Here is a 20,781-nt window from a genome sequence, read left to right as displayed (position 1 = left end):
GCCGATTGAAAGACTGGCGCAGGGTCGCAACCCGTTACGACAGATGCGCAAAGACCTTCCTCTCCGCCGTCGCTCTCGCAGCCACCGTCATATTCTGGCTATGAGGATCAATGAGTCTGGACCCTAGGAAGCGCGATAGAATTCACAACAGCATACATATCGGCGCGGGGAATATTTATGTAGGACAGGTAGTGAAACTTTGGTTTTTCAATAATTATTGAACCCAAGGATAGCTCCACCCACCTGTAGTGTTCATTTCGAATTTCTAAGAGCCGATCACATGAGTACTCTATGGGTTGCTGATCGACTTTGCTATGGCAAACTTTGCAAAGCAGAATCAAGTTCTTCGCCGCAGCTTTGAGCGCCGAGGATACTGCATCATTTCCTCTAGGGCCAGCATTTGAGGCAGCAATAATGTGTGCATCGTCGCCAAGGCGCGCCTGCTCACCGAACTGGCCCTCAACAAACAGGCGCAGGCGGCAGATATTGCAACATCCCCCCGACATACCAATTAAGTGGCGTCGATCCGCCTCGGTCGGCTGTAATCTTTTTTCCTTAGCCTCAGTATTCATCTCACGGTTCCATCGAATCAAAGTTTTCAATCCATTAGAACAACGTGCAGCCAACGAAAGGACATCGTCAAATGATTTTGGATCAAAGCCGCAAATATTCAGCACGCAGCAACCAACACAGGCAATTTTTTATCTGGTACTACTCTTGCAGATGGAGCAACCGGCACTCACTCTTGTTTCCACAAGAATATACACACATATTTTCGTCCAACTCAAAGCACCCCAATCCTTACCAACCCCTTAACCCCAGACCCCTAACCCCTTGATTTCCCTCATCCCACCCCCTTGTAACACAGTCGGAACCCACCGCCTCCCTTGACTTCCCCCCACAGGTCTCGCCAACCTAGCCCCCCTCCCGCTTGATTCAGATCAACGCCCCCCCAACCAAAACGCCTTATTCCCCTAGCTGAGTCGTCTCTCACGCATGGGAAGGTCAGCCGCTTGGAACAACAGGATACCGCCCCCTCGGCCCCGTCCCTCCCCGAGACACCCGCGCCTGCCGACGCCACCGGTGTCGAGGCCGCGACAGGCCCGCGCCGGTTTCCGGCGGTGGATGAAAACCTGATCCGGCGGACGTTTGAAACCGGGCAGTATCCCTATGCGCGCCCGCTCGGCCGCGCCCATTACGAGGCGGAAAAGGCGCAGCTGCAGGCCGAACTCCTCAAGCTGCAGATCTGGGCGCAAGAGACCGGCCAGAAGTTTGTGATCCTGATGGAAGGCCGCGATGCTGCGGGCAAGGGCGGCACCATCAAGCGGTTTATGGAGCATCTCAATCCGCGCTATGCCCGTGTCGTCGCCCTCACCAAACCGTCAGACAGCGAAAAGGGCCAATGGTTCTTTCAGCGCTATATCCAGCATTTGCCGACCACCGGCGAAATCGTGTTCTTTGATCGCAGCTGGTATAACCGGGCCGGCGTCGAACGGGTCATGGGGTTTTGCTCGCCGTCCGAATATCTGGAGTTCATGCGGCAAGCCCCGGAGCTGGAGCGTATGTTGGTCCGATCCGGCATAAAGCTGTTCAAATACTGGTTTTCGGTCACCCAGGCCGAGCAACGCGCCAGGTTCACCGCGCGTGAGACTGATCCCCTCAAGATGTGGAAGCTGTCGCCGATCGACAAGGCATCGCTCGACCGCTGGGATGATTATACCGAAGCCAAGGAGGCGATGTTCTTTTACACCGACACCGCCGATGCGCCGTGGGTGATCGTCAAATCCAATGACAAAAAGCGCGCAAGGCTGAATTGCATGCGGCATTTCCTGTCGTCGGTGGACTATCCCGGCAAGAACCCTGACGTGGTGGGCACCTGCGATCCGCTGATCGTCGGGCGGACCGCACAGGTTCTGGGCGCGCAGCAGGGCATTCTGGAAACCGCCCTGCACCCCGCAACCCGCCGGTAGCCCATGTGCCCTCCGGCATCCTGTCGGGGGTGCGGTGTGACCAAAACCTTAACAATTCCTTAATTCAACAAGTGTAACCATTTGATTTCAATACAACTCTCACACTGTAACACAGTGGGAACCCACCCCCTCCCTTGACTTCCCCCCGCAGGTCTTGCCAACTCCGCCAGACCCCCAAGGAAGCTCAAGATGACCCTTTTCGATGCCGAGCTGGCAACCCGCCTGACCCGCTACGCCGCCCTCGACAGCCAGAGCGACGCCGCCTCCCCCACCGGCCCCTCCACGCAAATCCAGTGGCAGATCCTGCGGCTCCTGGCCGACGAGCTGACCCAGATCGGCGCGGCCGAGGTGCAGGTGACCGAGTATGGCACCGTCCTCGCCACCATCCCGGCAACGGCGGAAGGCCCCACCATCGGCTTCCTCGCCCACGTCGACACCGCCCCGCAGTTCAACGCGACCGGCGTGAAGCCCCGCACCATCGAACGCTACAACGGCGGCGACATCACCTTTCCCGACGCGCCCGGTCTGGTCCTGTCGCCCGCCGAGTTCCCCTACCTCGCCACCAAGCAGGGCCACACAATCATCACCGCCTCTGGCACCACCCTGCTGGGCGCCGATGACAAGGCCGGCGTCGCCATCATCATGACCGCCGCCCGCCACCTGCTGGAAAACCCCGGCATCCCGCACGGCCCCATCCGCATCGCCTTCACCCCCGACGAGGAAATCGGACGCGGCGTAGACAAACGCCTGCCGAAAGACCTCGCCGCCGACTTCGCCTATACCTTCGACGGCGGCGCGGTGGGGGAGGTCGAATACGAAAGCTTCTCCGCCGACGGCGCGGTGGTGACGGTCAAGGGAGTCTCGATCCACCCCGGATACGCGACAGGCCGGATGGTCAACGCCATTACCCTCGCCGCAAAGATCATCGCCGCCCTTCCGCACTCCACCATGACCCCGGAAACCACCGCGGGCCGCGACGGGTTCATCCACGCCACCGACATGACCGGCGGCGCGTCAGAGATGGTGATCCATTTCATCCTGCGCGACTTTGAACGCGACGGGCTGGCGCAAAAGGGTGAGATCCTGCGCCAGGTCTGCGCCGCGGTGCAGGCGACCGAACCCCGCGCGGAAATCACCTGCACCATCACGCCCCAATACCGCAACATGCGCTACTGGCTGGAGAATGACATGACCCCGGTCACCCTCGCCCGCGCCGCCTGTGCGCGGATCGGGGTGGAGCCAGTGTCGGTGCCCATTCGTGGCGGCACCGATGGGTCGCGGCTGACCGAAATGGGCGTGCCCTGCCCCAACCTGTTCACCGGGATGCAGAACATCCACGGCCCGCTGGAATGGGTGTCGGTGCAGGATATGGCAAAAGCGACGGAGCTGTGCCTTGCGCTGGTGCAGGAGGCTGCCGGAGCCAGCAAAGACCGCCCTCCGGCGGAATAGGCCCATGGCTCACCCGGTCTCTCCCTACCTCGTGCCCGGTTTCTACGACACCGCCCTCGCCAAGGGGCGGCATCGCGACATCGTGGGCGGACGGTGGGATGAAACCGGGCGCATCCAGATGCAGATCCTGCAAGACGCGGGGATGCTGCCGCAGCACCGCCTGCTGGATATCGGTGCAGGCTCTCTGCGGCTGGGGTGCAAGGCGGTGCCGTATCTGGAGCCCGGCCACTATTGGGCCACCGATGCCAGCCGCGCATTGATGCTGCGGGGCCGCGCGGTCGAGCTGGCCGAGCCAGACCGCCTGCCTGAACATCACCTGATCGAAGACAGCGCCTTCGCCCTGCCCGGCATACCCGCCACGATGGATTTCGCCATTGCCTTTGGCGTGTTCACGCACCTTCCCCTGACCACGCTGCAGGCGGCGCTGATACAGATGCGCCCGCGCCTGCCGCAGCTGCGACGGTTGCTCTTTACGGTCTTTCTGTCGCCCGACCCCGCCGCCGGGTCGCGCCGTCAACCAGATGGCGTGGTCACCCATACCGACCGGCCACCTTATCATTTCAGCGCGGTGGATGTGGTGCGGGCCTGCACCGTCAGCGGCTGGTGTGCCACCGCCGAGCAGATCATGCTGCCACGGGGTCAGGTTCTGATCGCCGCAACACCCGCCCCATGAAAGCCGCCGAATCACCGGCAAACCATGCCGCAAGCGCTATTTGCACAGGCGCGAAGATACTGGTGATCACAGCCCAGAATTCTGTGATCACACCCTTCAACGGTGTGATCACAAATGGCGGAATTTAGCTTGCTTTTGCGCTAACAGGCACGAAGCTGTTTGGTTACTGCCCGCATTCGTGGCATGACGCATCAAAATTCACGACCCAGAGGACGCTGCATATGAACATCCACGAATATCAGGCCAAGGCACTTCTGCGGGCCTACGGGGTTCCCGTTTCAGACGGGCGCGTGGTGCTGAAAGCCGAAGAGGCGAAAACCGCAGCCGGCGAGATGGACGGGCCGCTGTGGGTGGTCAAGGCACAAATCCACGCCGGTGGCCGTGGCAAAGGCTCGTTCATCGAGCCTGCAGCCGGTGAAAAGGGCGGCGTCCGCCTGGCGCGCTCGGTTGAAGAAGCCGCCGAATTCGCCCGCCAGATGCTGGGCCGCACCCTTGTGACCGTGCAAACCGGCGAAGAGGGCAAGCAGGTCAACCGGATCTACATCGAAGACGGTTCCGACATTGAACGCGAGCTGTATCTTGCCCTGCTGATCGACCGTCAGTCGAGCCGCATTTCCATCGTCTGCTCGACCGAAGGCGGGATGAGCATCGAAGACGTGGCGCATGACACGCCCGAAAAGATCCTGTCGTTCACCGTCGATCCGGCAGCCGGCTATTCCGACTACCACGGCCGCCGTGTGGCCTTTGCTCTGGGCCTGACCGGCAACCAGATCAAGCAGTGCGGCCAGATCGTGAAGAACCTGTACCGGCTGTTCGTCGAAAAAGACATGGACATGCTGGAGATCAACCCGCTGGTCGTCATGAAAGACGGCAACATGAAGCTTTTGGACGCCAAAATGGCGTTCGACGGAAACGCCATGTACCGCCACCCCGATATCGCCGCCCTGCGCGACGAGTCGGAAGAGGATCCGAAGGAACTGGCCGCGTCGAAGTTCGACCTGAACTACATCGCTCTGGATGGCGAAATCGGCTGCATGGTCAACGGCGCCGGCCTCGCCATGGCGACGATGGACATCATCAAGCTTTATGGTGCGGAACCCGCGAACTTCCTCGACGTTGGCGGCGGTGCCACCAAGGAAAAAGTAACCGAGGCGTTCAAGATCATCACCTCGGACCCGAACGTCAAAGGCATTCTGGTCAACATCTTCGGCGGCATCATGCGCTGTGACATCATCGCCGAGGGCGTGATTGCGGCAGTCAAGGAAGTCGGCCTGAAGGTGCCGCTGGTGGTCCGGTTGGAAGGGACCAACGTGGAACTGGGCAAGGACATCATCCGCAATTCCGGCCTGAACGTGATTGCCGCTGACAACCTGTCGGATGCGGCGGAGAAGATTGTCAAAGCGGTGAAAGGGTAAATCTCATGCGCATATCGCTCGTTTCCGGCCTTGCCGGCCTGACGTTTCTTGCAGCCTGTGGCGCTGCGGTTCTCACGCCGGACACTCACACCAACCACGCTCCGGTCTGTCAGGAACAGTCTGATTGGGCGCGGTCGGGCAAGGTTCCGACGGGCGGCATCGCCATCTCCTGTCCCGACCACGGGATCGGCGATTACAGATAACCCCACTGCAGCGCTGTCCGGCTGACAAGCCGTCTGCGGCGTTGACAGCTGCATACCCGCCATCAAAAGGAACCTGATTTGTCCCCTCGCATCACCCCCGTCCTGTTCGGCCTTGGTCTTGTGCTCGCCCCGGTTTCCGGTGCCGCACAGGATGCCGACCCGGTCGGGCAACTGGTCGAAGGCTATGTCGCCTGCCTGCTTGGCGAGGGCGATCCTGATATCGTCGACGCACTCTTTGCCGACAGCGGCTGGACGTCGGGTCCGGGCGAGGACGGGCTGATCAGCTTCGCGCCCGGCTCCGGCGAGGCAAGCTTTGCCTACATGGCCGATGACGGCAGCTTCTGCCATGTCGAAAGCATGGTGGTCGACAGCGCCACCGCGTCAGAGGTTCTGGCCACAACGCTGCAAAGCGCAGGGCAGACCGGGATCGAATACGAAAAAGACGACATGGGCTGCACGCTCCTGCGTCTCGCCAATGGCCGCGGCATCACCATCACCTCGGGCGGCAACGACCCGAACTGCGGATCGGACACCGACAGCGGTGTCCGGTTTGCAACCGAATAACTCATCATGGGGCCGGGTATTCTGGCCCTGACATTACGTCGCTAACCGAAGGAACGCCTACGATGGCCGTACTCGTCAACGAAAACACCCGCGTGATCTGCCAGGGCTTTACAGGCAGTCAGGGCACGTTCCATTCGGAACAGGCCATCGCTTATGGCACCAAGATGGTCGGCGGTGTGACCCCCGGCAAAGGTGGCTCAAGCCATCTTAACCTGCCGGTATTCAATTCGGTGCATGAAGCAAAGGCCATGACCCAAGCCAATGCCTCTGTCATCTATGTGCCGCCACCCTTTGCCGCCGACTCGATCCTTGAGGCGATTGATGCCGAGATGGAGCTGATCGTCTGCATCACCGAGGGCATTCCGGTGCTGGACATGATGCGCGTGAAGCGCGCGCTGCAAGGGTCGAAATCCCGCCTGATCGGGCCGAACTGCCCCGGCGTCATCACGCCTGACGCCTGCAAGATCGGCATCATGCCGGGCCACATCCACCGTCGCGGTTCTGTCGGTGTGGTGTCGCGCTCGGGCACGCTGACTTATGAGGCTGTGAAGCAGACCACCGATCTGGGCCTCGGCCAGTCCACCGCTGTCGGCATCGGCGGCGACCCGATCAAGGGCACCGAACACCTTGACGTGCTGGAAATGTTCCTCGCCGACCCGGAAACCCAGTCGATCATCATGATCGGCGAAATCGGCGGCTCGGCCGAAGAAGAGGCCGCACAATTCCTGGCCGATGAAAAGAAACGCGGCCGCTGGAAGCCGACCGCTGGTTTCATCGCCGGCCGCACCGCCCCTCCGGGCCGTCGCATGGGCCATGCCGGTGCCATCGTTGCCGGTGGCAAGGGCGACGCGGAAAGCAAGATCGAGGCCATGCGCAGCGCGGGCATCATCGTGGCCGACAGCCCGGCCACGCTGGGCGAAGCCGTGATGAAAGCCCTTGGCAAGTAAAAGATCCGGGGCTGCGGTTTGTCCGCAGCCCTGCCCTCAGGTTCAAAAAACCGATACGGTCCCAACCCAGATAAGGTTACTCCATGACCGAGCAATCCCCCAACAGCCAATTCCGCGCAGGCTCGTTCCTTGACGGGGCCAATGCCGATTACATTGATCAGTTGCAGGCCCGCCATGCCGCTGATCCCGCGTCGGTCGATGCGCAATGGGCCGCGTTTTTCCGCGACCTTGGCGAAAGTGACTCCGATGCCAAGGCAGCCGCTGCCGGGCCAAGCTGGGCCCGCGCCGACTGGCCGCCGATGCCATCGGATGACCTGACCGGTGCTTTGACCGGCGAATGGCCGGTGGCTGCCCCCGCGAAAGAAGGCCGCGCCGCCGCCACCAAAATCGCAGCCAAAGCCGCCGAAAAAGGCGTGTCGCTGTCGGATACCGAAGTGCAGCGCGCCGTGCTCGACTCTATCCGCGCCCTGATGATCATCCGCGCCTACCGGATCCGCGGCCACCTGATTGCCGATGTCGATCCGCTGAACATGCGCGACCAGACCCCGCACCCGGAACTGGACCCGCGCTCTTACGGCTTCACCGAAGCCGACATGGACCGCCCGATTTTCATCGACAACGTGCTGGGCCTTCAGGTCGCGTCGATGCGCCAGATCATGGATATCGTCAAACGCACCTATTGCGGCACCTTCGCGCTGCAATACATGCACATTTCCGACCCGGAACAGGCGAGCTGGCTGAAAGAGCGGATCGAAGGCTACGGCAAAGAGATCCAGTTCACCCGCGAAGGCCGCCGCGCCATCCTGAACAAGCTGGTCGAGGCCGAAGGCTTTGAAAAGTTCCTCCATGTCAAATACATGGGTACCAAGCGGTTCGGCCTTGATGGCGGCGAAGCGCTGATCCCCGCGATGGAGGCAATCATCAAGCGCGGCGGTCAGCTGGGCCTGAAAGAGGTCGTGATCGGCATGCCGCACCGGGGCCGCCTGTCGGTTCTGGCCAATGTGATGAGCAAGCCCTACCGCGCCATTTTCCACGAATTCCAGGGCGGATCGTACAAGCCCGAAGACGTGGATGGTTCCGGCGATGTGAAATATCACCTCGGCGCGTCGTCGGACCGTGAGTTTGACGGCAACAAGGTTCACCTGTCGCTGACCGCCAACCCGTCGCACCTTGAGGCGGTGAACCCGGTCGTGCTGGGCAAGGTCCGCGCTAAGCAGGATCAGTTCAACGACACCGACCGCACGATGGTACTGCCGATCCTGCTGCACGGGGATGCGGCCTTTGCCGGTCAGGGCGTCGTGGCCGAATGCTTTGGCCTGTCGGGGCTGAAAGGCCACCGCACCGGCGGCACTATTCATATCGTGGTGAACAACCAGATCGGTTTCACCACCGCGCCGGCCTTCAGCCGCTCGTCGCCCTATCCGACCGACATCGCCCTGATGGTCGAGGCGCCGATCTTCCACGTCAACGGCGACGATCCCGAAGCGGTGGTGCATGCCGCCAAGGTGGCGATCGAATTCCGCCAGAAGTTCCACAAGGATGTCGTGCTCGACATCTTCTGCTACCGCCGCTTTGGTCACAACGAAGGCGACGAGCCGATGTTCACCAACCCGGCGATGTATACCGCGATCAAGAAGCACAAGACCACCTTGCAGCTGTACACCGAGCGTCTGGTCAAGGATGGGCTGATCCCCGAAGGCGAGATCGAGGATATGAAAGCCGCGTTTCAGGCCCGCCTGAACGAAGAGTTCGACTCGGGCAAAAGCTTCAAACCCAACAAGGCCGACTGGCTGGATGGCCGCTGGTCCGGGTTTGAGCGTGAGCGGGATGAATATCAGGCCGGTGAGACCGCAATCAAACCGGAAACCATGGCCGAAATCGGTGCCGCACTCAGCCGCGCCCCGGAGAATTTCGACCTGCACAAGACCGTTGGCCGGTTGCTCGACAACAAGGCCAAGATGTTTGCCGACGGCAAAGGCTTTGACTGGGCCACCGCCGAGGCGCTGGCCTTTGGCAGCCTCGTGACCGAAGGTACCCCGGTGCGTCTGTCCGGTCAGGACTGTACGCGCGGCACCTTCAGCCACCGGCATTCCGGTCTGGTCGACCAGAGCTCGGAAGAACGCTACTACCCGCTCAACCACATCCGCGCCGGTCAGTCGCGGTATGAGGTGATCGACTCGATGCTGTCTGAATATGCGGTGCTGGGGTTCGAATATGGCTATTCTCTGTCAGAACCCAACGCGCTGACCCTGTGGGAAGCACAATTCGGCGATTTCGCCAATGGCGCGCAGATCATGTTTGACCAGTTCATCAACTCGGGCGAATCCAAATGGTTGCGGATGTCGGGCCTCGTCTGCCTGCTGCCGCATGGCTATGAGGGTCAGGGGCCGGAGCATTCCTCGGCCCGGCCGGAGCGGTTCCTGCAGATGTCGGCAAATGACAACTGGATCGTGGCAAACGTCTCGACCCCGGCGAACTATTTCCACATCCTGCGCCGCCAGATCCACCGCAGTTTCCGCAAACCGCTGATCCTGATGACGCCGAAATCGCTGCTGCGTCACCCGATGGCCGTGTCGGATGCCGCCGATTTCACCACCGGGTCTTATTTCCACCGCGTGCTGTGGGATGATGCGCAAAAAGGCCATTCCGAGCTGGAGCTGAAACCCGATGCCGCGATCAAGCGCGTCGTGATCTGCTCTGGCAAGGTCTACTACGACCTGCTGGCCGAACGCGACAAACGCGGCGCGGATGATGTCTACCTGCTCCGGCTGGAACAGTTCTACCCCTTCCCGGTTCAGTCGATGTCCAAGGAGCTGGAACGGTTCAAGGGGGCCGAGATCATCTGGTGCCAGGAAGAACCCAAGAACCAGGGCTACTGGAGCTTTGTCGAACCCAATATCGAATGGGTGCTGACCAAGATCGGGGCCACCCAGTCCCGCGCTCGCTATGTCGGTCGCTCGGCCTCGGCCTCGCCCGCCACGGGTCTGGCCAGCCGGCACAAGATGGAACAGGATGCGCTGGTATCCGAAGCCCTGACACTCTGACCGCGACACTCTGACCGCCGCGGGGCCGCCGCCCGGCCCCGCCCGCCCCTGTCAAGAACGCCCGAAGTGGCGTGGAGGAAGACGAAGATGACTGACGTAATGGTTCCCGCCCTTGGTGAATCGGTCTCTGAGGCCACCGTTTCGACCTGGTTCAAAAAGGTCGGCGACGTGGTCAAGCAGGACGAGATGCTGTGCGAACTTGAAACCGACAAGGTGTCGGTCGAGGTTCCGGCCCCGGCCTCTGGTGTGCTGGCCGAAATCCTGGCGCCCGAAGGCGCGACCGTGGCCGCCAACGCCCGGCTTGGCATCATTTCCGAAGGCGCTGCCGCACCCGCCGCCAAGGACGAGCCGAAAGCCAAAGACGCCGAGGCGGTGAATTCGCCCGGTGCAGGGCCGGAAACCCTGACCGAGCGCAAGGACGTCGAAGACGCGCCATCCGCCAAGAAGGCCATGGCCGAAGCCGGCGTTACCCGCGATCAGGTGCAGGGCTCTGGCCGTGACGGCCGCGTGATGAAGGAAGACGTGGCCAAAGCGGCAAGTGCGCCCACAGCCTCGCCCGCCCCTGCCCCGGCCTCGGTCCCGCGCGGCCCGGTCAACACCGACGACGCCAGCCGCGAAGAACGGGTCAAGATGACCCGGCTGCGCGCCACCATCGCCCGCCGCCTGAAAGACGCGCAGAACACCGCCGCCATGCTGACCACCTATAACGAGGTGGACATGTCGGGCATCATGTCGCTGCGCAACGAATACAAGGACGCGTTCGAGAAGAAACACGGCGTCAAGCTGGGCTTCATGTCGTTCTTTGTCAAAGCCTGCACCCATGCGCTGAAAGAAGTGCCCGAGGTGAACGCCGAAATCGACGGCGGCGACGTGATCTACAAACATTACGTCCACATGGGCGTGGCGGTCGGCACCCCCAATGGTCTGGTGGTTCCGGTCGTGCGCGACGCGGATCAGATGGGCTTTGCCCAGATCGAGAAGAAGATCGCCGAACTTGGCCTGCGCGCCCGCGACGGCAAGCTGTCGATGGCGGAAATGCAAGGCGGCTCGTTCACCATCTCCAACGGTGGCGTCTACGGCTCGCTGATGTCTTCGCCGATCCTGAACCCGCCGCAATCGGGCATCCTTGGCATGCACAAGATTCAGGAGCGTCCGGTCGTTGTGAATGGTCAGATTGTCATCCGCCCGATGATGTATCTGGCGCTGTCCTACGACCACCGCATCGTCGACGGCAAAGGCGCCGTGACCTTCCTCGTGCGCGTCAAAGAGGCGCTGGAAGACCCGCGCCGGTTGCTGATGGATCTGTGAGCAATGGCGCTGGTCGCTTCTACAGATTTCGATACCCTTCCGCTTGAGCCAACAAAGCGTTGGTTGTCTCTGTATGACTTTGTCGAAAAGCGACTGAATGAAACAACTGATCCCCGTGAGGGGATCAGTGATTCCGATATGATTGAGTACTGCACTATCTTGGTCAGTGCGGCGGAAGCACTTGATCTGGGAGAAAAGTTTGAGAGCTTTTCAATTGCGAATGTCCGTGACGACTTTCCATTGGTTCGCGCCCAGTTTATTTCGTTGGCTACAAAGTTGAGTATGAAAAACTCCACCGCGAATGCAGCTTATTCAGTCTCAATTCCACGCGCTTCGAAGGTAAAGCTATTCGCTCAGATCGAGCGCCTTCGGGAATTGGTAAAGAGCGCTGACTTTTCTCCGGCGCAAAAGAAAAAACTATATGCAAAGCTTGATGAGCTTCATGGAATCGTCGTAGCTCCTCGGACGGATTACGCAAAATTGATGGCAGTTGTAGCTTACATCGCCGCAGGTCTTGGAGGGACAACTGCATTCCTAGCAGATGCACCGGAGGCGCTGGCCACGATCACTGCTTTTGTCGGTGAAGCAAAAGAGCAGGAAGAGGAAGAACAGCGCTTGCTTCAAGCTGACAAAGAGCCGCTAAAGATCCAAGACCTGCGCAACAGCGATGATCTTGGTAATGAAATCCCTTTTTAAGGCGGCTCCATGACCCCCGAACTCACCGCCCTAGCTCTCGCGGGCCTGCTGCAAGCCGTCCAGTTCCTCCTCTTCGCCATCCCCGCGAATATGGAACTCGGCACCGGCTACACCTCCTCCGCCCGTGACAAACCGCCGTCGCGCCAGCTGTCGATCCGCACCGCCCGGCTGCAACGTGCGCTCAACAACCATTTCGAGGCGCTGATCCTGTTCACCCTCGCCGTGGTCGTCGTCACCCTCGGCCAGCAATCCACCCCGGTCACGCAGACCGCCGCCTGGGTCTATCTGGCCGCCCGCATTCTCTATATTCCCGCCTATGCCCTTGGCCTGCGCCCCTGGCGCTCGGTGGTCTGGGGCATCGGTTTCTTCGCAACCCTCACGATGATCGTGGCAGCCTTGCTCTGACCCTTTCATCTTGGCAACAATACTCTGGGGGTCCGGGGGCAAAGCCCCCGCCTTCCCGACCCGAACAAGGAGACGACCCATGGCAGACTTTGACGTGATCATCATCGGCGGCGGCCCCGGCGGCTATGTCTGCGCGATCCGCGCGGCCCAACTGGGGCTGAAGGTGGCCTGCGTCGAGGGGCGCGGCACCTTGGGCGGCACCTGCCTGAATGTGGGCTGCATCCCGTCCAAGGCGCTGCTGAACGCCACGCATCAACTGCACGAAGTCCATGAGAATTTTGAAAAAATGGGCCTGATGGGCGCAAATCCCACCGTCGATTGGGCCAAGATGCTGGCCTATAAGGATGATGTGATTGCCGGCAACACCAAGGGCATCGAATTCCTGTTCAAAAAGAACAAGGTCACCTGGCTGAAAGGCTGGGCCACGATTCCGGCAGCCGGTCAGGTCAAGGTCGGCGATGACGTGCATAATGCCAAGAACATCGTGATCGCCACCGGGTCCGAGCCGTCTTCGCTCCCCGGCGTCACTGTGGATGAAAAGGTGATCGTGACCTCGACCGGCGCCTTGGCGCTGCCCAAGGTGCCGAAGTCGATGGTGGTGATTGGCGCGGGCGTGATCGGGCTGGAGATGGGGTCTGTCTATGCCCGGCTTGGCGCGCAGGTGACCGTGGTGGAATATCTCGACGCCATCACCCCCGGCATGGATGCCGAGGTGGCAAAGGCGTTCCAGAAGATCCTCGCCAAGCAAGGCATGAAATTCGTGCTGGGCGCAGCCGTGCAAGGGGCCGAGCTGACCGAAGCCGGGGCCAAGGTCAGCTACAAGCTGCGCAAGGACGACTCCGCCCATGAGATCGGGGCAGATGTTGTTCTGGTCGCCACCGGGCGCAAACCCTATGTCACCGGCCTGGGGCTGGAGGCTTTGGGGGTCGAGATGCTGCCGCGCGGGCAGATCAAGACCGACGATCATTTCGCCACCAGCGTCAAAGGGCTGTATGCGATCGGCGATGCCATTGTCGGGCCGATGCTGGCGCACAAGGCCGAAGACGAGGGCATGGCGATGGCCGAAATTCTGGCCGGAAAGCACGGCCATGTGAATTACGGCGTCATTCCGGGCGTGGTCTATACTACGCCGGAAGTGGCTTCGGTCGGCGCGACCGAAGAGCAGCTGAAAGAGCAGGGCCGGGCCTACAAGGTCGGCAAGTTCAGCTTCATGGGCAATGCCCGCGCCAAGGCGGTGTTTCAGGCCGACGGCTTCGTCAAACTGATTGCCGACAAGGAAACTGACCGGATTCTGGGCTGCCATATCATCGGCCCCGCTGCCGGGGATCTGATCCACGAAGTTTGCGTGGCGATGGAATTCGGGGCTTCGGCGCAGGATCTGGCGCTGACCTGTCATGCCCACCCGACCTATTCGGAAGCCGTGCGTGAAGCCGCCCTTGCCTGCGGCGATGGCGCAATCCACGCCTGAGATTTTGGCCGGGGGGCGTTCTGCCCCCCGGTCGTTCCTCAGGGGGTCACTTTCTCAGGCTTCAGCGCAGCCTCTTCCGGCAGTTTCACGCCGGAAAACAGCGGGTAGCCCGCCGCCATAAAACCCGCAGTATCCTCATAGTCAAACAGCGCGTTAAACGCCTCCAGCCCGAATTCTTCGAGCGTCATATCGGCATACAGCTCGGTGATTTCAGCGTATTTCTTATCCAGCACCTTTGATTTCGGGTCCAGACCGCTGATCAGCACCACCCCGGTCGGCGCGGCATCCAGCACGATGATCCGCAGATCTGGGCGGTATTCCATCAGGATCGGGATCAACTTCCACACATCGCCGGTCCAGGCCTGTTTCGGGATGGCTGACAGATCACGGGTGGTCATCTCATGGCTGAACGGACAGCAATCGTGCAGGGCGATCACCCCCTTGGGATCGCTGGCTTTTTCGGTGGCCATGAAATCGCGCAGCAGAAATTCGAACAGGTGCATCCCGTCGAGAAAGCTGAACGACAGCTTGACCTTCATCGCCTTGAGAAACTCACTGGCAAAGAAATCGTCGCTGGTTTGCTGAAACACATGCAGGGCGGGCTTGGAGCCAATGATATTGGCTTCGGCACGAAAGAACGGGTCCACCGCGATGGTCTTGCCCCGCGCATTGGCGAAGATGCGGCCGGTGCGGCAACCGACCTCGATATACCAGTCAAACAGCACCTCGCGGTGCAGCCCCGCCATGAAACTGGTGTATTTCACCCCATTGGCCTGTTTGAACATGTCCCTATCCCTTTCGCCGCGCTTCGCGCTGTGTTTTCAACCATCCGGCCCTTTGGCCCGTATTCATCAGCTGCTCCCCCGGCGAAAGGCCCGCCGCCAGAGAGCGTTTTACCAACGCCGGGGACGGTGCCTGCCAGCCGCTGCCGGTGATCAGACCGAGGGCCACAAGGCTGTCGTGCAGGGCGTCGAAATTCAGTTCCGACAGGCCCAGATGCTCGCCCCGCTGCGGCGGCCACCACAGCGCCTGCACCGCATTGACGGCGGTGGTGGGCGTGCCCCGGCGGTCTGCCATCTGTGCCAGCATCACCTCGGGCAATGCCTCGCGCCGATGGATCACCGCCGACACCTGCCCCGGCTGCCGGATCAGCGCGAACAGGTGCAGCGCCGAGCCTTCGGCGAAGATCAGCTTGCCCGCCGCCTGAAAAGTCTGCACCTGATGCAGCACGTCATGCGCTTCGGGGCGGTAGATCTGGTAGCCCTCTGCCGCCAGCAGTGCCTCCAGATGATCCTCACAGGCGAACCTGCCCGCTTTCGGGCCAAGCCCGCTGCGGGAGACGTAGACCTTGCGATCCGGGTCGGGTTGGGCCACGGGCGGCCAGCGGCGGTCGATCCAGTCATAAAACTCCGGCAGGCCAGTGCCGCCGCAACATTCGCCAAAGCGCTCTTCGGCGGTGTGCAGGGTTTCAAACCGCACCGCGCCTTCGGTGATCATGACCGGGTTCGACAGCCCCAGAGCCCGCAGGATCGCAGGCACCACCGCATAGCCGGGGGTGCGGGCCAGGGGTTTGGCGGCATAGGTGATCACAGTCTCCGGCGGCAGCCCCTCCAACGCCCAGAGCCGCCCCAGCGCGTTGAGCAACACAAAGCCGAACTGCTTGTCCACCGACCCCGCAAACAGCGCCGGGCCGAACATCAGCGGTGCATCAGACGGCGCCCCGGCCTGCGCCGCCGGAACGGTCGTCCACGAGGCGGTGCGGATCGCGCAGTCGGGCAACAGCCCGCCATCTGCGCCGTAAACACCAAGGCTGGTGGTGCGACGGTCAACCCGGCTGCCGGACAGCAAAAAGGCGTTGTGATGTGCGGTCATGCGAGCCAACTGTTTCAATACGGGCGACAATAGCGCCAAAACCTTGCGGTTTCACAACTGGTTTCATCGTCATCCCGCCAGATGCCGCAGCCCCTGTGTCACATCTGTCCGCACTGCCAGCCGCAAACCCGGCTCATCGCCTGCTTTCAGGGCAGCGAGAATAAGGCGGTGATATTGCGGCGGCTCTTTCCGGCGCAACCGCGAATACAGGGCGCGCATCGTCGGGCCCAGTTGCAGCCAGACCGTCTCGCAGATCGCCAGCATCGCCGGGGCCTGCGCCCGCAGATAAAGCGTGCGATGAAATTCCAGATTGGTGCGCACATAGGCCACTGCATCCTGCCGCTGCACCGCCTCGGCGTTCAGCGCGTTGATGGCGGCCAGACGGTCGATCAGGGCGAAATGGGCACGCGGCAGGGCGCGTGCGGCCATCTCGGGTTCCAGCAGGGCGCGGATCGCGGCCAGCTCCTCGATCCGCTCCGGCGTCAGCTCGGGCGTCGACACGCGGCCCGAGCTGGAAATGGTCAGCGCGCCCTCGGCCACCAGACGACGGATCGCCTCGCGCGCGGGGGTCATCGACACGCCATAGTCTTTGGCAAGACCGCGCAGGGTCATCGGCTGGCCGGGCGGCACCTCGCCATGCATCACCTGCTGACGCAGGCTGCGATACAGGCGCTCATGGGCGGCGGCGTTGGGATCGGTCAGGCGGGGTGTGATCGGCATGATTGCCAGCCAAGCACCGCTTTTGCGCCGGGGTCAATCCTCGGCGTGGCTCTGCGGACCAAAGACGTAACCATGCAGCGCCTGCCCCTCGGTGTGCAGCCAGCTGCGCTGCACCTGCCAGCGCGGGAACAGCTGCTCAACCACTGCCCAGAACGCCGGGGAGTGGTTCATCTGCGCCAGATGCGCCACCTCGTGGGCGGCGACGTAGTCCAGCACCGGAACCGGTGCCATGATCAGCCGCCACGAAAACATCAGCGCGCCGTCATGCGCGCAAGACCCCCAACGGGACCGGGTATCGCGCAGCGTCAGCCGGGTGTAGGGGCGGCCCAGACGGGCGGCATGACGGTCACAGGCGGCGGCCAGACGGTCACGCGCCAGCACCTTGAGAAAGGCGCCGGCCCGAACCCCGGCCTGTGCCGGATCGCCCGGAATGAAAAGCGAATCACCCTCCAGCCGGACCGAGCGGCCAGCCCCCGCGACCAGCCGCCGCATCTGGCCCTCGACCGGGATCACATCGCCCAAGGCCACCAGTCGCCGACCCGGCATCTGCGCCAGCGTCTGCCGGATCCAGCCCTCTTGCTCGGCCGCAAAGCGCAGCGCCTCTGACTCGCGGGCGCGCAATGGCATCGACAGGGTAACGCGACCGTCAAGCCGCGACACCCGCAGCGAAAACCGCCGCGTCCGGGCAGACCGGCGCAGGGTAATGTCGAGGGGAGGGAAACCGGGAAGCTGGGGCATGTGTCGCTCTTGCAAGGCCGGGACAGAATAGCCACCTTGACAATGGCCGCAATGGGGCCAAAAGCCTTTGACCTTGGCCATCCTTTGGCCAAAAGCCTTTGACAGACGCGGGCCCTTGTGGCAAGCGACGCCGTTACTGCAATTCCACAGCCTTAAGGGAACCACCATGCCCAAGGAAGAATGGGGTACAAAGCGTATTTGCCCGACCACCGGGAAACGCTTTTATGACCTGAACCGCTCCCCGATCGTCAGCCCCTACACGGGTGAGGTCGTGGATATCGAATCTGCCCGCCGCAAGATGGCGGCGTCGGTCATTGCCCGCGTCGTGCCTGAAAAGGACGAAGAGGTTCTGGTCGATGATCTGGAAGCCGATGACGATCTGCTGGAAACCGCAACCGATGATGCGGAACTGGACGATGATCTGCTCGAAGACGATGCAGATGACAATGTTTCGCTGGACGAACTGGCCGATGTGGCCGGGGATGACGACGAGACCTGAGATTTCGCATCGGCGTGGGACGGGACGCAAAAAACCACTTGCACCCCCCCACGCCCTCGCCTAAATACCGCCCATCGAAACGGAAACGTGACGATACCCGGTGGGGTCATAGCTCAGATGGGAGAGCGCTTGAATGGCATTCAAGAGGTCCGCGGTTCGATCCCGCGTGGCTCCACCAAACTTTTACTTTTCAAGGACTTAGTATAGCAGATTCGCAGGTGCGGCACCAACGGGTGACACACGATGCTAGTACATGCTTACCTCACACGCTCCCGGCACAGCATATTCTACTTCCGCTGGCCGCTTCGCTCGGCTGTTGCTAACGAGGGGCGACGGTGTATCCGGATCTCGTTGCAGACGCGATGCCCGAGGCGGGCCACGGTGATTGCCCGTGAACTCGCTGCCTTCGGCACATCGCTAGAGCGGACGGGAGAACTCAACACCATGCGGCATGATGAACTTCGGAAAGTCGTGCACGCGGCCTTTAAGGCCCAGCTTGCCAAGATGCTGGATGGCGTCGGCGCGGGTGGCCCGATGTCAGAACTGGCACTCGCCCCTCTCCAGACATCCCTGATGCTCGCAGAGGGCACGCCGGAGGATTTCCGCGCCATTGCACTAGCCGATGATCCGCAGCCCTTCCTGAGCCGTTTCTGTGCCTCCAGCGGCCTGCCCCAATCCGAGGCAGAGGAACGGCCCGAACGCCTGCTGCGGGAAATTCAGATGGCTTGGCGTGACATGCTCAGGGAGTTCGGGAAGCATCACGCCGCGCTCAACCACTACGACTTCAACAGCACCAATGTCCCCGCGCCGATCATGGAACCTGCACCAGCATCATCGGCACTTGAGGGCATCAGCTTGGCAGACGCGATAGCGGAGTACATCGCAGAGAACCGCCGTGCAAAGAGTTGGGAGTTCGGTACGTTCGGAAAGAAGCAGGCTGCGCTTGACGCACTGATAGAGTTGCTCGGCACCGACACCGAGATAGGGACCATCACCAAGCAACACGCAAGGGACGTGAAGCAGGTTGTGTCCAAGCTGCCGCCGAACAGGAACAAGCAACAGGCAACCCGCCACTTGACCATAAGGGAGGCCGCAGCACTTCCCGGTATCGCGCCGATGTCCACGGTCACCGTGAACAGCTATATCAGCATCTATCAGAGTTTCTTCGACTGGGCCGAGAAGAACGGACACACTGAGGCGAACCCCTTTGAGGGCATGCGGGTGTTGAGCAATCGGAAGGATAGCAGGGAACAGCGCCAAGCGTTCAAACCCGATGCACTGCAAGCTGTGTACACTGAATTGACACAGAACACCCGTGGACTTGTCAAGAAGGAGAGCCACAAGTGGGCCAGCTTGATAGGAATGTTCAGCGGCGCACGACTTAATGAGATATGCCAAATGGAAGCGGCAGACCTGCAACAGCAAGACGGCATATGGTACTTCAACCTGTTCGAGAGCGAAGACGATGTGGGCAACAAGAAGTTCAAGACTGCTGCTGCCCGCCGCAAGGTTCCCGTGCACAACCGCTTAATTGAACTCGGATTGCTCGACTATCACAGAGACATATGCAGCCGGACAACTAGCAGAATGTTCCCGGAGTATAACTTCGAGCCGAAGGCAGGTTATGGCCGCGCACTCGGCAGATGGTTTAATGACGTTCTGACACCTGCACTTGGCATCAAGTCCAAGGCGCATGTGTTCCACGGCCTACGGCACACAATGGTGACGCGACTTATACAAGCTGGAGTGGAAGACCCTGTTTGCCAGTCTATCGTAGGACATGAACGCAAGGGAGTAACACAAGGCACATACAATCGCGAGGGCTACACGCTCGTTCAGCTACATCAGGCCATCAACAAGTACCCCGTACCGACCGCTTGAGGCAGGACGTGCTATCATGGCACCAACGAGTTCCGCATTCAACTTCACGACGCTTTGCCGCGTCAGGTTCGGGACACCTGCCCGTGCAGTTGCTGCCCGCATCCGGGCTGCTAGTCCGCCACCGCTCCGGCGCATATCCTCAACAGCACCATACAGGCCGGAGGGTAGCGCAGCGAAGGCGAAGTGGACTTCTACCCCGAACCTGCTGCGTGGATCAGAAAGCGCATCGAGTTCATCCGCATCAAGATACACGAGGGCTGCCGGGCTGAGACCGAGCCAGATCATTAGGTTAGCGGCGGTATGCTCGACGGTGCCGACAGGGAACATCAGGCAGAATGCCCTCAGATCGTCGGCAGTCCAGCAGGGGAGAGGCTGAGCGGTCCTCTGCAAGGTTTCACGAGCAACGGGCAGGCTAAAGGCTAGCGACGCTGTACGGCCCGCGTTTCGCGCAACCAGCCGCAGAACCTGGAGCCGCCGGTTTTGCACAAAGCCGCTCGCCGTGCCTCTGCCGCAGATGAAGTCAACATGCGTGACAGTGAGTTCATCCAAGTGCAACCAGCCCGCGCTGCTGCTGATGTCGTCAGCTAGTCGTCTGCTATGTGCTGACATCGCGAACTGCCGCCCCACCTGTTGCAGGGCTTTCCATTGCAGCACGGCATGGCTGAGCGTTCCGGGTGTGCGCTGTAGGATACGCCGCACCTGATGTTCGGTGACACCCGACCGAAGCATAGCGGACCGATACAGGCGGAAGAAGCCGGGTTGGTGCTGATCAGGTGCAAGGCGTACTGAATAGCCGCCGCGTTGAAAGCAAAGATGCTTCACTCCGTCGCGTCCAGTGTGTTGTTTGACATAGGGAAGTCCAACGCCGCAGCATACAAATGCCGACATATTAACTCTGATCCTGTACATGATTGAACTATGCTGGCGCA

The 20,781-nt window shown here is 61.3% G+C and carries 20 protein-coding genes, 1 tRNA gene and 1 pseudogene; 16 read left to right on the top strand and 6 right to left on the bottom strand.

Annotated elements, in window-relative coordinates:
* Positions 1-104 (top strand): annotated as a pseudogene (locus D1012_RS20695) (IS5/IS1182 family transposase); the annotation flags it as partial.
* A gap of 3 nt (positions 105-107) precedes the next feature.
* Here the strand turns inward: D1012_RS20695 and D1012_RS22530 are convergent.
* Positions 108-572: a hypothetical protein gene (locus tag D1012_RS22530; RefSeq protein ID WP_158569415.1), complete on the bottom strand. Its 465-nt coding sequence runs from the start codon at positions 570-572 to the stop codon at positions 108-110.
* Positions 573-1,013: 441 nt separating this feature from the next.
* On the opposite strand from D1012_RS22530, the gene ppk2 reads away from it, so the two are divergent.
* The 12 genes from ppk2 to lpdA all read left to right on the top strand — a co-directional run bounded on the left by ppk2 (position 1,014) and on the right by lpdA (position 14,142).
* Positions 1,014-1,970 (top strand): polyphosphate kinase 2, encoded by a 957-nt coding sequence (gene ppk2 / locus D1012_RS20690; RefSeq protein ID WP_118156024.1) that lies wholly within the window; start codon positions 1,014-1,016, stop codon positions 1,968-1,970.
* A gap of 189 nt (positions 1,971-2,159) precedes the next feature.
* The gene (gene pepT / locus D1012_RS20685; RefSeq protein ID WP_118156023.1) at positions 2,160-3,419 is read left to right on the top strand and encodes a peptidase T; all 1,260 of its coding nucleotides are present in this window, start codon (positions 2,160-2,162) and stop codon (positions 3,417-3,419) included.
* Between the two features lie 4 nt (positions 3,420-3,423).
* A complete protein-coding gene (locus D1012_RS20680; RefSeq protein ID WP_118156022.1) occupies positions 3,424-4,092 on the top strand; it encodes a class I SAM-dependent methyltransferase in 669 nt (222 codons plus the stop codon).
* A 221-nt stretch (positions 4,093-4,313) separates the two neighbouring features.
* Positions 4,314-5,507 carry an ADP-forming succinate--CoA ligase subunit beta gene (sucC, locus tag D1012_RS20675; RefSeq protein ID WP_118156021.1) on the top strand — a complete coding sequence of 398 codons (1,194 nt, stop codon included), beginning with the start codon at positions 4,314-4,316 and terminating at the stop codon, positions 5,505-5,507.
* Positions 5,508-5,512: 5 nt separating this feature from the next.
* On the top strand, positions 5,513-5,710 hold the full coding sequence (locus D1012_RS22525; protein WP_147335764.1) for a hypothetical protein: 198 nt from the start codon (positions 5,513-5,515) through the stop codon (positions 5,708-5,710).
* A 78-nt stretch (positions 5,711-5,788) separates the two neighbouring features.
* Positions 5,789-6,274, top strand: a complete 486-nt coding sequence (locus D1012_RS20670; protein ID WP_147335763.1) for a hypothetical protein — start codon at positions 5,789-5,791, stop codon at positions 6,272-6,274.
* Between the two features lie 62 nt (positions 6,275-6,336).
* Positions 6,337-7,221 (top strand): succinate--CoA ligase subunit alpha, encoded by an 885-nt coding sequence (sucD, locus tag D1012_RS20665; RefSeq protein ID WP_118156019.1) that lies wholly within the window; start codon positions 6,337-6,339, stop codon positions 7,219-7,221.
* An 83-nt stretch (positions 7,222-7,304) separates the two neighbouring features.
* Complete coding sequence (locus tag D1012_RS20660; RefSeq protein ID WP_118156018.1) at positions 7,305-10,265, top strand: 2-oxoglutarate dehydrogenase E1 component; 2,961 nt, start codon at positions 7,305-7,307, stop codon at positions 10,263-10,265.
* 87 nt (positions 10,266-10,352) lie between these two features.
* The gene (gene odhB / locus D1012_RS20655) at positions 10,353-11,573 is read left to right on the top strand and encodes a 2-oxoglutarate dehydrogenase complex dihydrolipoyllysine-residue succinyltransferase (protein WP_233517222.1); all 1,221 of its coding nucleotides are present in this window, start codon (positions 10,353-10,355) and stop codon (positions 11,571-11,573) included.
* A 3-nt stretch (positions 11,574-11,576) separates the two neighbouring features.
* The gene (locus D1012_RS20650; protein ID WP_147335762.1) at positions 11,577-12,269 is read left to right on the top strand and encodes a hypothetical protein; all 693 of its coding nucleotides are present in this window, start codon (positions 11,577-11,579) and stop codon (positions 12,267-12,269) included.
* Between the two features lie 9 nt (positions 12,270-12,278).
* Positions 12,279-12,674 carry an MAPEG family protein gene (locus D1012_RS20645; RefSeq protein ID WP_118156016.1) on the top strand — a complete coding sequence of 132 codons (396 nt, stop codon included), beginning with the start codon at positions 12,279-12,281 and terminating at the stop codon, positions 12,672-12,674.
* 79 nt (positions 12,675-12,753) lie between these two features.
* Entirely contained in the window at positions 12,754-14,142 is a 1,389-nt protein-coding gene (gene lpdA, locus D1012_RS20640) for a dihydrolipoyl dehydrogenase (protein ID WP_118156015.1), read from the top strand.
* A 38-nt stretch (positions 14,143-14,180) separates the two neighbouring features.
* On the opposite strand, the gene D1012_RS20635 is transcribed toward lpdA, so the two are convergent.
* The 4 genes from D1012_RS20635 to D1012_RS20620 form a co-directional block, all read right to left on the bottom strand.
* On the bottom strand, positions 14,181-14,927 hold the full coding sequence (locus D1012_RS20635) for a class I SAM-dependent methyltransferase (protein ID WP_118156014.1): 747 nt from the start codon (positions 14,925-14,927) through the stop codon (positions 14,181-14,183).
* Positions 14,928-14,931: 4 nt separating this feature from the next.
* Positions 14,932-16,014, bottom strand: coding sequence for a glycosyltransferase 61 family protein (locus D1012_RS20630; RefSeq protein WP_118156013.1), 1,083 nt, complete (start codon positions 16,012-16,014; stop codon positions 14,932-14,934).
* 69 nt (positions 16,015-16,083) lie between these two features.
* Positions 16,084-16,734: a GntR family transcriptional regulator gene (locus tag D1012_RS20625; RefSeq protein WP_118156012.1), complete on the bottom strand. Its 651-nt coding sequence runs from the start codon at positions 16,732-16,734 to the stop codon at positions 16,084-16,086.
* 33 nt (positions 16,735-16,767) lie between these two features.
* Complete coding sequence (locus D1012_RS20620) at positions 16,768-17,472, bottom strand: M48 family metallopeptidase (RefSeq protein ID WP_118156011.1); 705 nt, start codon at positions 17,470-17,472, stop codon at positions 16,768-16,770.
* A 166-nt stretch (positions 17,473-17,638) separates the two neighbouring features.
* Between D1012_RS20620 and D1012_RS20615 the strand changes: the two genes are divergently transcribed.
* From D1012_RS20615 to D1012_RS20605, 3 genes are all read left to right on the top strand, one after another.
* Positions 17,639-17,971: a TIGR02300 family protein gene (locus D1012_RS20615; RefSeq protein WP_118156010.1), complete on the top strand. Its 333-nt coding sequence runs from the start codon at positions 17,639-17,641 to the stop codon at positions 17,969-17,971.
* A gap of 102 nt (positions 17,972-18,073) precedes the next feature.
* Positions 18,074-18,149 (top strand) — tRNA-Ala (locus tag D1012_RS20610).
* A gap of 203 nt (positions 18,150-18,352) precedes the next feature.
* The gene (locus D1012_RS20605; RefSeq protein ID WP_158569414.1) at positions 18,353-19,852 is read left to right on the top strand and encodes a site-specific integrase; all 1,500 of its coding nucleotides are present in this window, start codon (positions 18,353-18,355) and stop codon (positions 19,850-19,852) included.
* On the opposite strand, the gene D1012_RS20600 is transcribed toward D1012_RS20605, so the two are convergent.
* On the bottom strand, positions 19,811-20,740 hold the full coding sequence (locus D1012_RS20600; protein WP_147335761.1) for a hypothetical protein: 930 nt from the start codon (positions 20,738-20,740) through the stop codon (positions 19,811-19,813). The two genes, D1012_RS20605 and D1012_RS20600, sit on opposite strands and share 42 nt — an antisense overlap.
* Positions 20,741-20,781 lie beyond the last annotated feature (41 nt).

The organism is Pseudotabrizicola alkalilacus (assembly GCF_003443995.1).
Lineage (GTDB): Bacteria > Pseudomonadota > Alphaproteobacteria > Rhodobacterales > Rhodobacteraceae > Pseudotabrizicola > Pseudotabrizicola alkalilacus.
This window is presented reverse-complemented; position numbering and strand designations above follow the sequence as displayed.

Coding starts and splice junctions, on each gene's coding strand:
- D1012_RS22530 (WP_158569415.1), bottom strand. CDS start 572: ATGAATACTGAGGCTAAGGAAAAAAGATTACAGCCGACCGAGGCGGAT.
- pepT (WP_118156023.1), top strand. CDS start 2,160: ATGACCCTTTTCGATGCCGAGCTGGCAACCCGCCTGACCCGCTACGCC.
- D1012_RS20680 (WP_118156022.1), top strand. CDS start 3,424: ATGGCTCACCCGGTCTCTCCCTACCTCGTGCCCGGTTTCTACGACACC.
- sucC (WP_118156021.1), top strand. CDS start 4,314: ATGAACATCCACGAATATCAGGCCAAGGCACTTCTGCGGGCCTACGGG.
- D1012_RS22525 (WP_147335764.1), top strand. CDS start 5,513: ATGCGCATATCGCTCGTTTCCGGCCTTGCCGGCCTGACGTTTCTTGCA.
- sucD (WP_118156019.1), top strand. CDS start 6,337: ATGGCCGTACTCGTCAACGAAAACACCCGCGTGATCTGCCAGGGCTTT.
- D1012_RS20660 (WP_118156018.1), top strand. CDS start 7,305: ATGACCGAGCAATCCCCCAACAGCCAATTCCGCGCAGGCTCGTTCCTT.
- odhB (WP_233517222.1), top strand. CDS start 10,353: ATGACTGACGTAATGGTTCCCGCCCTTGGTGAATCGGTCTCTGAGGCC.
- D1012_RS20650 (WP_147335762.1), top strand. CDS start 11,577: ATGGCGCTGGTCGCTTCTACAGATTTCGATACCCTTCCGCTTGAGCCA.
- D1012_RS20645 (WP_118156016.1), top strand. CDS start 12,279: ATGACCCCCGAACTCACCGCCCTAGCTCTCGCGGGCCTGCTGCAAGCC.
- lpdA (WP_118156015.1), top strand. CDS start 12,754: ATGGCAGACTTTGACGTGATCATCATCGGCGGCGGCCCCGGCGGCTAT.
- D1012_RS20635 (WP_118156014.1), bottom strand. CDS start 14,927: ATGTTCAAACAGGCCAATGGGGTGAAATACACCAGTTTCATGGCGGGG.
- D1012_RS20630 (WP_118156013.1), bottom strand. CDS start 16,014: ATGACCGCACATCACAACGCCTTTTTGCTGTCCGGCAGCCGGGTTGAC.
- D1012_RS20625 (WP_118156012.1), bottom strand. CDS start 16,734: ATGCCGATCACACCCCGCCTGACCGATCCCAACGCCGCCGCCCATGAG.
- D1012_RS20620 (WP_118156011.1), bottom strand. CDS start 17,472: ATGCCCCAGCTTCCCGGTTTCCCTCCCCTCGACATTACCCTGCGCCGG.
- D1012_RS20615 (WP_118156010.1), top strand. CDS start 17,639: ATGCCCAAGGAAGAATGGGGTACAAAGCGTATTTGCCCGACCACCGGG.
- D1012_RS20600 (WP_147335761.1), bottom strand. CDS start 20,740: ATGTCGGCATTTGTATGCTGCGGCGTTGGACTTCCCTATGTCAAACAA.